This is a genomic window from Streptococcus sp. GMD5S, assembly GCF_000298715.2.
Lineage (GTDB): Bacteria > Bacillota > Bacilli > Lactobacillales > Streptococcaceae > Streptococcus.
In genome coordinates, this window is the sequence record NZ_AJRG02000003.1 from 49,453 (window position 1) to 62,292 (window position 12,840).

General features: G+C 40.3%; 5 protein-coding genes. All 5 read left to right on the top strand.

The features are described from left to right. The first annotated feature begins 4 nt into the window (after positions 1-4). The 5 genes from GMD5S_RS0202510 (at position 5) to GMD5S_RS0202530 (ending at position 12,838) form a co-directional block, all read left to right on the top strand. Entirely contained in the window at positions 5-778 is a 774-nt protein-coding gene (locus tag GMD5S_RS0202510; RefSeq protein WP_000673621.1) for an HAD hydrolase family protein, read from the top strand. A gap of 343 nt (positions 779-1,121) precedes the next feature. Beyond that, positions 1,122-8,222, top strand: a complete 7,101-nt coding sequence (locus tag GMD5S_RS0202515; RefSeq protein ID WP_001042481.1) for an SIALI-17 repeat-containing surface protein — start codon at positions 1,122-1,124, stop codon at positions 8,220-8,222. Positions 8,223-8,461: 239 nt separating this feature from the next. Continuing rightward, on the top strand, positions 8,462-9,283 hold the full coding sequence (locus GMD5S_RS0202520; RefSeq protein ID WP_000601053.1) for a hypothetical protein: 822 nt from the start codon (positions 8,462-8,464) through the stop codon (positions 9,281-9,283). Between the two features lie 14 nt (positions 9,284-9,297). Next, on the top strand, positions 9,298-10,149 hold the full coding sequence (locus GMD5S_RS0202525; protein ID WP_000863000.1) for an NAD(P)H-hydrate dehydratase: 852 nt from the start codon (positions 9,298-9,300) through the stop codon (positions 10,147-10,149). 199 nt (positions 10,150-10,348) lie between these two features. Further along, positions 10,349-12,838, top strand: coding sequence for a bifunctional DnaQ family exonuclease/ATP-dependent helicase (locus tag GMD5S_RS0202530; protein ID WP_025172601.1), 2,490 nt, complete (start codon positions 10,349-10,351; stop codon positions 12,836-12,838). Positions 12,839-12,840: the final 2 nt, after the last annotated feature.

The window sequence follows — 12,840 nt, forward strand, 5'->3', positions numbered from 1 at the left end:
GAAGATGAAATTCGTATTTGACCTGGATGGAACGCTATCTTTTGACTACATGACCATAGATGAGGAGATTCAGCAGGTTCTTTTAAAGGCTGAAGATTATGGGCATGAGCTTGTGTTTGCCTCAGCCCGCTCTTATCGGGATTGCTTGGGTTTATTAGGACCTGAACTCAGCCAGCGCTTGGTCATAGGGTTGAATGGTGGCGTGGCCTATCATCTGGGGAAGGCTATCTTCGAAAGAAATCTCGATGCTAGAGTGTATCAGGCGCTAGTGGATTATTGCCAGACTTATAATCTCCCTTTCTTTGTAGATGATTGCTTTGATTATAGTGGTCAGATTGTAGAGAAGATTCCATTTATTTCCAGTGTGGATCCCCTAAAGGTGGCTCGTCATCAGAAACTCGAGGACTTGGGGACTCCGATTAAGGTAGTCGTTTATATGGGTGACCACGAGGATTTGCTTGATGATCTGCTTGGTCAGCTAGAAAGACTAGGACAGGCTCATCTCTCCTATCATGCACATGAAAAGTGCCTTTATGTTAATCCCTTGGATACTCATAAGGCGACAACTGTTGAAAAGTTGTGTGGGGAGAACTTCATCGCTTTTGGAAATGACCAAAACGATATTGAACTGTTTAAGACGTCTCTCTATTCTGTCCAGATTGGAGATTTTACTGGTCTTACTCCATATGCAGATGAAACGTTAGAGCTAAAAGGAGCTCCTTCTCTAGCAGTAGCAGCCAAAATCTTACAGACCTTTGCGGAATTTAAGGGAAAATAGTGTAGAAGGAGGTTCGCCTTCTTTTTATGTAGAGTAATGCAGTCTATAAACTATAAATTTGAAGTTTGAAAAAGATATTAATGGAATTCAATTTGTAGTAGAAAGAGTCTAGAACCGAAAGCTATTTTCATTGCAACTATTCCTTTTAAATGACCCCTTCTTATATATCATTTTATTGGGTTAAATTAATGGAAAATAATTGCAATTTAAGGTGCCTTTTGATATATTTAATATATAAAATACATTATAAAACTTGGTACTTGTTTGTGTATTCAGAAGGAGGTTATTTTTTAAAATAAAGTAAACGCTTACTTTGTATCAAGAAAAAGAAATGAGGATTTTAATGAACAAAAGACTTTTTGATAAACGTTGTCATTATAGCATTCGTAAATTTGCAATAGGTGCGGCATCTGTAATGATTGGGGCTAGTATATTTGGTATTTCTGCTGTACAAGCTGAGGAGGTGGATTCATCCAATGCTAAAACAGAAGAAACAACTGTTCATCAAGCTCAACCTTTAGATAAGCTTCCCGATGATGTGGTAGCTGCTATTGCAAAGGCTGATGAGAATGGTGGGCGTGAGTTTGTAAAACCAAAAGCTGAATCGGCAGAAGACAAAGTGACTAAGGATACAGAACCTACTAACGAGAGTAGTCGTGAATTGGTTAGTCCTAAAGGGGAAACTCCAAATAAAGTAGAAGAAGGAACTAAGGTTGAGGACAAACAGAAATCTGAAGAGGCAAAGCCAAAGCCTGTTGAATCTGCAGTAAAAGCTGGAACAGAAGTAAAAGAGGATTCTAAAAAAACTTCTGAAAAGGACCAAGTGAAAGCAGACACAGAGATCAAATCTTCTTCTGAAAAATCGCAAGTGCTGTCTAGAGAGTCAAACAAAGCCGAAGTTGAAAAGGAAAAACAGCTATTATCGGAACGAAAACAAGATTTTAATAAAGATTGGTATTTTAAACTAAATGCCCAAGGAGATTTTTCAAAAAAAGATGTGGATGTTCATGATTGGTCTAAATTGAATCTTCCTCATGATTGGAGTATTTATTTTGACTTTGATCACAAATCTCCCGCGCGTAATGAGGGTGGCCAGTTAAATGGTGGAACAGCTTGGTATCGTAAGACTTTCACATTAAATGAAGCTGACAAGAATAAGGATGTTCGTATCAATTTTGATGGGGTTTACATGGATTCAAAAGTCTATGTAAATGGTAAATTTGTCGGACATTATCCAAGTGGCTATAATCATTTTTCATATGATATCACAGAATTTTTAAACAAGGATGGTAGTGAAAATTCAATTACTGTTCAAGTGACCAATAAGCAACCAAGTAGTCGTTGGTATTCAGGAAGTGGGATTTATCGTGATGTAACCCTGAGTTATCGTGATAAAGTCCATGTTGCCGAAAATGGTAATCATATCACTACTCCAAAACTTGCTGAGCAAAAAGAAGGGAATGTTGAAACACAGGTTCAAAGTAAGATTAAAAATACGGATAAGAAGGCTGCTAAAGTCTTTGTGGAACAACAAATTTTTACTAAGGAAGGTAAGGTTGTTTCAGAATTAGTCCGCTCTGAAACGAAGAATTTAGCAGAAAATGAAACTGCAGATTTCAGACAAACAATCCTAGTTAATAAACCAACTCTTTGGACGACAAAAAGTTATCATCCTCAACTGTATGTGTTGAAAACAAAGGTTTATAAAGAAGGTCAACTAGTTGATGTAACAGAAGATACATTTGGTTACCGTTATTTCAATTGGACTGCTGAGGAAGGTTTCTCTCTGAATGGTGAACGCATGAAATTCCACGGAGTAAGTATTCACCATGACAATGGAGCCTTGGGGGCAGAAGAGAATTATAAGGCTACCTATCGTAAATTAAAACTCTTGAAAGATATGGGGGTTAACTCTATTCGAACAACCCACAATCCAGCGAGTCCTCAGTTGCTTGATGCTGCAGCTAGTTTAGGTCTCTTGGTTCAAGAGGAAGCTTTTGATACTTGGTATGGTGGCAAGAAGACTTACGACTATGGACGGTTCTTTGATCAAGATGCAACTCATCCGGAGGCTAAGAAGGGTGAGAAGTGGTCTGATTTTGATCTCAGAACAATGGTAGAACGTGATAAGAACAATCCGTCTATCGTCATGTGGTCTCTTGGAAATGAGGTAGAGGAGGCAAATGGTAGTCCTCGTTCTATCGAGACAGCTAAACGTCTGAAGGCTATTATCAAGGCGATTGATACTGAACGTTATGTCACCATGGGTGAAAATAAATTTAGTCGTGCAGCGACAGGTGATTTCTTGAAACTCGCAGAAATCATGGATGCTGTCGGTATGAACTATGGTGAACGTTTTTATGATGCGGTTCGTAGTGCTCATCCAGACTGGCTCATTTATGGTTCTGAAACCTCTTCAGCTACTAGAACGCGTGATTCTTATTATAACCCTGCTCAAATCCTTGGACATGACAATCGTCCAAATCGTCACTATGAACAATCTGACTATGGTAATGACCGTGTTGGATGGGGAAGAACAGCTACTGAATCATGGACTTTTGACCGTGATCGTGCTGGCTATGCTGGACAATTTATCTGGACAGGAATTGACTATATTGGAGAACCGACTCCATGGCATAACCAAGATAGTACACCTGTCAAGAGCTCTTACTTTGGTATTATTGATACAGCTGGTTTACCAAAGAATGATTTCTACCTTTACCGTAGTGAATGGTATAGTGCTAAAGAAAAGCCAACTGTTCGCATTTTACCACATTGGAACTGGACTGAAGAGACCCTTAAGGAACGCAAGATGCTGGTTGATGGAAAGGTTCCGGTTCGTACCTTCTCAAATGCTGCAAGCGTCGAATTGTTCTTAAATGGAGAGTCACTTGGTAAAAAGGAATTTACTAAGAAAACGACAGAAGATGGACGTCCATATCATGAGGGGGCTAAACCAAGTGAATTGTATCTTGAGTGGCTTGTGAAATACCAACCAGGTACACTGACTGCGATTGCTCGAGATGAAAATGGGAATGAAATTGCGCGTGATAGTGTGACAACTGCTGGGGAGCCAGCAAGAGTTCGTCTGACTAAAGAAGAGCATGTTATCACTGCAGATGGAAAAGACCTATCCTACATCCATTACGAAATTGTTGATGGTGATGGGAATGTGGTTCCAACAGCTAACAATCTTGTTCATTTCAATCTTCATGGTCAGGGACAAATCGTTGGTGTGGATAATGGAGAACAAGCTAGTCGTGAACGCTACAAAGCTCAAGCAGATGGAACATGGCAAAGACGTGCTTTCAATGGTAAAGGGGTTGTCATTGTAAAATCAACAGAAAAAGAAGGTAAATTTACTCTTTATGCAGATTCTGCTGGTTTAACTTCTGATAGCGCAACAGTCGCAACTGTGTCTGGTAAGAAAGAAAACCGTCACTTTGTAGCCTTTGCTCCTGTAAAAGCAACAACTGACGTGACAACAAATCCTGAATTGCCTCAAACAGTAACAGCTATTTATAGCGATGGTAGTGTTGAGGAAAAGACTGTAACATGGGACGTGCCATCAGACTTGCTTACAAGTGCAGGTGAAAAGAAAGTCTCTGGACGAGTGGAAGGTTTGGAAACCCCAGCTGAGGCACTTGTTAAAGTGATTGCTTTAGATAGATGGTTACCAAAAGTTGCTACAGTCCCAGTTGGAACGAATGCTGCTGATTTGGATAAAACGGTCACTGCTGTTCTGACAGATGGTAGCTTGATTGATACTGATGTTGTTTCTTGGACCTTGAAAGACCCTGCTGCTTTGAACAAGGAAGGTGGACGTACGGAGGCTACTGGTAAATTGGTAGATGACGACCGTGAAGTGACTGCAACCTTTATCGCAAGTAGTAAGGAAACAACAAGTAGCATTACAGGACTTACTGTTGGGGATAAAGCTCTTGAGAATTTTGAGTCTGGCAAGACCTATTACCGTGTATCTCTTCCTTACACTGGAACAATTCCAAGTGTTGGAGCTCAGAGTACCGGATATCAAGTAACTGTTCAGCAAGCTTCTGCTGATAATGGTTATCAGGCTTCTCTCTTCTTGAGTGACCAAAAGGGTGACTTGGTTCAAACTTACTTAATTCAGTTTGTGAAGGAAGCTCCTGCTTTGAAACGTTTGGAAGTGGTTGTAGAAGGAAAAGAAACTGCCACTGAAGATCAAGTATTAACTTATCACGTCATTGGTCGTTATGAGGATGGTTCACAAACAGAATTTTCGGCTTCAGATATTCACTTAGAAGCTAAATCATCTGATGGGGGACATCTTGAGGTGAATGGTCAGAATCTATTGCTCTATACTAAGGGAAGAGTGACTTTGACACCTCGAATCGATAATCAAACAGAGAAAACAGAATCTTTAACTACTGAAGTAGTGATTAAAGAAAATAAAGTTAACAAGAAGATTGTGAAACTGCATCCTGTATCTGTTTCTACAGACATCAATCAGCAACCGAATCTACCTAAAGAAGTTGGAGCAGAATTTGATAAGGGCTTACCACGCAAAGTATCTGTAACTTGGGATAAGGTAGATGAAAAAGAGTTGGGGCACTATCATAGCTTTACGCTTAAAGGACATGTGGAAGGTACAGATATCGAAGCACAAGCGACTGTAACGGTTGAAGGATTGCAAGTTTCAGAGGAAATCAGCCTCACAGTACCTAAGGGTGAGACGGTTCAATTGCCAGCCAATGTCCGGACTTACCATTCTAACGGAACAACTATCTACAAAGATGTTGTTTGGGATCAGGTTCCAGCTAACTTTAGTCAAACTGAAGGGGTCTATGAAATCAATGGTCGTTTAGTAGGTAGCAATCTGACAACTAAAGCTCATGTTCGAGTGTCTAGTCAAGTGGTTGCTGGAAATAATATCTCTAAACAATGGACAGGTTCACAATTACCAGCTGCCATTGTATCCAATACAGGTGGAGATGATTCAGCCAATACCTTGAACGACTTGACTGTATCAAGAACGCCATCAGATACTAAAAATAGATGGACAACTTGGAGAACAAATACTGATAATGACTGGGCTTCTATCTTATTTGGTAATTCAGGAGACTTGACGAAACGTTTTGTCAACAATTTGTCGGTTGATTTCTATACTGATGGAGCAATTGGTCTTCCAAAAGAATATGTAGTTGAATATTATGTAGGTAAAGAAATTCCTGATTTACCAAGTGATGTCAGTCATGCGCAACGAGCTAGCAATCATCCATTTAACAATCCAGACAATTGGAAAGCAGTTGAAAACTTACATGCTCCAAGTCAGCTATCTGCAACTCAAACAAATCACTTCACATTTGACAAGGTAGAAACCTATGCTGTTCGTATTCGTATGAAGAAGGCTGATGGAACTTCAGGTGTTGGTCTGACAGAGCTAACTGTCCTTGGAAACAAGGTAGTAAGCTCTACAAGTTCAGAGATTTCTATCAAGGTAGATGGCAAGGATCTTGAACACTTTAATCCATCTAAGACCGATTACTATATTCCTCAATCTAGCAAAGAAATCACTGCAACAGCTAGCAATAATGGTTTGGTAACAGTTGTTCCTGCAACCAGTCCAAAAGGTGCAACACGTCTCATCTTAAAAGCAGAAGATGGTACGGTATTGAAAGAATATAGAATCTTCCGCAATGATGAGAGAGAAACTAGTCAACCTCTTGCTGCAGAAAATAGTGCTAAAATCTTGAATGTTGGAGATGCTCTTCAACTTCCTTCAGAAGTCACTGTTTATTACCCAACTTCAACTACTTGGACTACAGATAAACTGGCAGTGAAATGGGATGCTATTCCTGAACATGCAACAGAGCATGAGGGAACATTTGAAATTACCGGTCATGTCATTGGTACAAATCTAACGACTAAAATGCAGGTGACAGTTGTTTCTAAAGGAAATCAAGTCATTTCAGAAAATCCAAGCAACAATGAAACGGATTCTAAAGCCTTTGCTTCGACAACGAACGATACACAAGCAGCTTCACATGATCGAATTTTCTATATCAATGATGGAAAATACAATGAAGATGGACGTTGGACAAACTGGTCTCGTACTCCGAAAAATGAAGAAACTTCTGTCGGACTACTCTTTAAGAAGGACGGTAAAATTGCCACCCAATCTATTGGAAAAGTAGCTATTCAGTTCTTTAAAGATAGTGGAACAGATGCCCCAGAGAAAATGGTTCTAGAAAGATATATTGGCCCTGCCTTTACAGAACCAAGTACGATTTCTCGTTATGAAGAAAATGCTGACCATCCATTCAACAAGGCAGAAAATTGGGCACCTATTCCTTACAAAGCTTCTGGAGAATTAGTAGCTGGTAAACCAATCGAGTTTAATTTTGATCCGGTTCAAACGACAGCAATTCGTGCTCGCATGACTCGTAAGGCTACTACCAATGGTCTTGCACTTGTAGAATTTACAGCCTACTCTGCAGGCAAGGGAGCAGAAGTGGAAACACCATCAGCGACTATTTCGATCGACGGAAAAGCATTGGAAAACTTTGATCCAAATGTGACAGATTACACTCTAACAACAATGGGTTCAAAACCAAAAGTCACTGCAACAACTAGTGGACATGGAGTAGTTACAGTTGTGGATTCTGGAAATGCCAATCTTCCAACACTGGTTCGTCTTGTTTCCAAAGATGGAAATCTGGTGAAAGAATATCGTTTACACTTTAAGTCTACCTTCCAAACAACACCAACAGAAGGCGTTAAGAACTTAGTAGTAGAAACTCCAAGTTTGGAAATTGAAAAGACTCCGCTTCCGTTTAAAGAAGTTATTCGTGAAAACCCTGAACTTGCTCAAGGTCAACGTCGTATCGTTTCTGAAGGACAAGATGGAGAAAAAGTTGACTATATTCAAGTTTTGGGTACTACTAGAAGTCTTGTTCATTCTGAAGAAAGAAAGGCTCAGGATCGCATTGTTGAAGTAGGAGTGAAAGCATCTATTTCAAGTAGTAAAGGCGAGGAGCCTGCTCCAGTCAATGAAGTTCCAGAATTCAAAGGAGGTGCTAACTTTGTAGAAGCAGCAGTAAATGAAGTTCCAGAATACACAGGAATTCTAGCCACAGTAGGAGATCAAGCAGTACCAAGTGTTGAGAAACCTGAATTTAAGGGTGGCGTTAATGCTGTAATGGCTCTAGAACATAAACTTCCAGAGTACCGTGGTATTCTAGCTACAGTAGGTAATCAACCAGCACCGACAGTAGAAAAACCAGAGTTTAAACTAAGTTCGTTAGAAAAAGTTCAGACTCCAGAAACACCAGTTCAAGTTGCTAAGGAAGACAAGAGATTGCCAGAAACTGGTGAAAAACAGTCAGAAACAGCTGTTTTCTTGGCAGGTGTTACCTTGGCCTTGTCAGCAGCTTTATTAACTGCAAAACTCAAAGAAGATTAGTCTCAGCGTCTAATGACATCCTATTTGTAGATATTAGTCGATGATTAAAAATTGGTTTCTTTTTCAACTATTGTAAGTTGATGGCATCTAAAAACTGGAGAAGACAATCATGGTCTTCTCCAGTTTTATATAGGTGTAAGCAAGAGAGGTGAATTGTACCCCAAAAGTTAGACAGAAAAATAGTAATCCAAATTGCAAGGTGTGTACCTTTTTGTTGTATAATGGAGTGAGGTGATTAGATGATTTTAAAAATTTATAATGGGGAATATAGTTTACAATGGGATGGAATATACTACTTAGCACTAATTGATTATCCAAATATTCAAGAGTGGGAATTAGAAAAAATTGCTAAATTTATAGCTTACGAAAAACTTCATAAACGTCAAACAAGTATTGAGTGTGCTGATTCTTGTTTAAAAGAAGAAATTTTAGATTACATCTGTCAGCATCTCTTTCTTCCACCATTTATCCCTACAGATAAAAGAGTAGCTTCGACTTATGATCTACATAAGAAGTTAGTGACTTCAGACTACTGTAGTCATACTACGACTATAGATGCAGCGATTTCTATTTTTAAAACAGGCCAGCTCTTATCTGCTGTAAAAGCTTTTGGGAAAGGTGCTGAGGAGTTGGTTTTGGATAGTCGAAATGCTGCATCTGATCCGAAAGATTATTTTGACTATGTCATGTTAGGATGGTCAAATACAAGTTCTGGTTATCGATTGGCGATGGAGCGTTTATTAGATCGAGCTCCTTCAGAGGAAGAATTACAAGACAAGTTTATTCCTGGAGTAAGTTTTCATTTTATCTATACAGATTTGATTAAAGTTCCTGGTTATATTTTTGATGGTTACCATGTTGCAAAAATTAAGGACATGCTTAATTTATTAAGTGAGTTGTATATTTGCATTATTCCAACTCATAATAAGTGCCAATTTGAAAATATTATTCCAACTAAAATACAAGATAGGGTGCATTATCTTGACTATGCTGGAGAAGACTTAGAAGAGTGGACTAAGAAAGTCTATCAAGTTGTTTTAAAACAATCAGATAAAGGATAGTTGAGGAAAAATCGATGAAAGTGATTGATCAAGCTTTACTAGAAAAAGTCATTATTGAACGTTCTCGTCACAGTCATAAAGGAGATTACGGGCGCCTGCTCTTGCTGGGAGGGACCTATCCTTATGGGGGAGCTATCATCATGTCAGCTATTGCATCTGTCAAAAGTGGGGCAGGTTTGGTGACTGTTGGTACGGATAAGGAGAACATTCCGGCTCTGCACAGTCTTTTACCTGAGGCCATGGCATTTTCTCTTCAAGACCAGCAATTGTTAAAAGAGCAGTTGGAAAAGGCAGAAGTTGTCTTGTTAGGTCCGGGTTTGCGAGAGGATGCATTTGGAGAAGAACTTGTAAAACGGGTCTGTGACAGCCTTAGAAAAGACCAGATTTTGATTGTAGACGGCGGTGCTTTGGGCATCTTAGCAAAAGCTCATTTGACATTCCCATCTAGTCAGCTCATCCTAACCCCCCACCAAAAGGAATGGGAAAGACTGTCTGGTATAGTTCTTGACCATCAAAATACAGAGGCGACTGCTAGGGCTCTTTCTGCTTTTCCTCAAAGGACGATTCTAGTCGAGAAGGGTTCAGCGACTCGTATCTGGAAAGCTGGTCAGTCTGAATATTATCAGTTACAGGTTGGAGGTCCCTATCAAGCAACTGGTGGGATGGGAGATACTCTGGCTGGGATGATTGCAGGTTTTGCAGGTCAGTTTCACCAAGTCAGTCTCTATGAGAGAGTGGTGGCAGCAACTCACCTTCATTCAGCTATTGCGCAAGAACTAGCTCAAGAAAACTACCTTGTCTTGCCTACCGAAATTAGTAAAGCTCTTCCGAAAACAATGAAAAAAATATCTCAAAAAGGCAGCTAATACCTTGGTTGCCTTTTTATGTTGATGTAGCTTTGTTGATAAGGTTTTCAAATACCTCAGAACTAGCGACCAACTGCTGAACTTGCGTGAAATTCTCACTTTTAAGGTCTTGATTTTTACTCAAACTCGCAAGGAAAGCGAGATTGTTATCAAAGTTGAGGGGTGTCAAATCATGCTTTTTTTGATATAATTTTTAATGATGAATGCGAGAAATGATCGGTATGTGGTCGTTGATTTAGAGGCGACCAGCACCGGAAGCAAGGCAAAAATTATTCAAGTAGGCATTGTGGTGATTGAGAATGGTGAAATCATTGATCAGTATGCGACCGATGTCAATCCCCATGAACCCTTGGATTCTCATATCAAAGAATTAACGGGTCTGACCGATCAGCGTTTGGCTGCGGCACCAGAGTTTTCTCAGGTGGCCGGAAAAATTTTTGAATTGGTTAAGGACGGTATTTTTGTTGCGCACAATGTACAGTTTGATGCCAACCTTCTTGCAGAATTTCTCTTTTTTGAAGGATATGAATTGCGTACACCGCGGGTGGATACAGTTGAGCTTGCCCAAGTTCTATATCCTCAGTTTGAAAAGTATAACTTAGGTATCCTTTGTCAAGAGTTGGGCATTGAGCTGGAACATGCCCATACTGCCCTGTCAGATGCTCAGGCAACAGCTGAACTCTTGCTCTACATGCGTCAAAAACTATTTGAGTTACCAAAAGGGCTCTTAGAAAGCTTGCTAAAACTTGCAGACAACCTTCTCTATGAAAGTTATCTGGTGATTGAGGAGGTCTATCAGCAACAATCTCTCTTATCTTCGCCCGACTTGATGGAACTTCATGGGCTTTTCCTCAGAAAGGAAAGCAAAGCCTTAGTCCCACAAAAGTTATCCAAAGACTTTGCTAAAAACATTTCTTTATTGGGGCTGGAGGAACGTCCACAGCAGCTGGATTTTGCGGAGAAGGTTGAGCAATTATTGGAAGAACACCAAACTTCCTTTATCCAAGCCCAAACGGGACTGGGCAAGACTTATGGTTATCTCCTTCCAGCTTTGAACTCGGAGAGTGAAGCTGGAATCCTAGTGAGCGTTCCGACCAAAATTCTTCAAAATCAAATCATGCAAGAAGAAGGTCAGCGCTTAAAAGAGGTCTTCCATCTGGAAATTCATAGTCTCAAGGGGCCTCAAAATTATTTAAAACTGGATGCCTTTCACCGAGTTCTCCATCGACTGGAGTCCAATCGCCTTTTCACACGCTTTAAAATGCAGTTGCTTATCTGGCTAACAGAGACAGAGACAGGTGACTTGGACGAAATAGGGCAACTTTATCGCTATCAGCATTTTCTGCCAGAACTAGTCCACGATGGCAAGCTTTCAAAGAAAAGTTTATTTGCCACAGAGGATTTTTGGAAACGAGGGCAGGAAAAGGCAAAAACCAGTCGTGTTCTTCTGACCAATCATGCTTATCTGGTCACTCGTTTGGAAGACAATCCAGAGTTTGTCGATAACCGTTTAGTAATCTTGGATGAGGCTCAAAAAATGCTGCTAGCTCTCGAAAATCTAGCCCAGCAGGCTTATCGTCTTGAGGATCTTGTAACCCAGCTTGATAAGTCCTTGGAGACAGAGGAAGATTTGGTTCAGAAACGCTTGCTTGAGAGTATCGGCTTTGAATGTCGTTACTTGATGGAGCACTACCAGTCAGGCCTTAAGAATGGAAAGTGGTTGGATTCTCTTGAAGAGTTGCGCCAGCATTTTTCGGAGCTAGCTCTCCCAGAGTATAGAGAGATTGCAAACTTTTTCACCTCGGACCGTGAATTTTGGCTTGCTACAGCAGAGAAATCGAGCAAGGATGTCTTGATTTGTTCAAGTAAAAAAGGCCGCTTTATACTAGCAGACTTATTGCCAGAAGATTGTAGGCTCCTAGGAGTATCGGCCACTCTTGAAATCAGCAATCGGGTTTCCCTAGCAGATTTATTGGGATTTCCGGATGCTCCGCTTGTTAGGCTTGATGTAGCAAAACAGGAGCAACAAGAAGTCTTTCTAGTCGATGATTTTCCTCTTGTGACAGAAGTTTCACCTGTTGACTATGCTAGTGAAGTGGCTTCTGTCATTCGAAGCTTACAAGCCTTTCAAGAACCCATACTGGTCTTGTTTACTTCAAAAGAAATGCTGCTGGCAGTTTCGGACCTGCTCGACCAACCGCATCTAGCTCAGTATAAAAATGGGGAACCAAGTCAACTGAAAAAACGTTTTGAAAAAGGTGAACGCAAGATCTTGCTTGGAACAGGTAGTTTCTGGGAAGGGGTTGATTTTTCAACCCATCCTTGCGTGATCCAAGTGATTCCGAGATTGCCTTTCCAAAATCCCCAAGAGCCTTTAACAAAAAAATTAAACCAGGAACTGCGTCAAGAAGGGAAAAATCCTTTCTATGATTATCAGTTACCGATGGCGATCATTCGGCTAAAACAAGCCCTTGGTCGTACTGTTAGACGGCCCAACCAAGGTTCGGTTGCTCTAATCTTAGACAGTCGTGTTGTCAGCAAGCGTTACGGCAAACAAATCGCCCAGACCTTGTCAAAAGAAAGGGCTGTTCAGGTTCTTTCTAGAGAACAGCTAGAGCCTGCTGTAGCTGATTTTCTCCAATCCCGTCGCAATAGAATGAAAGAAAAATCCCAGAAAGAGAAAAGGTAAAA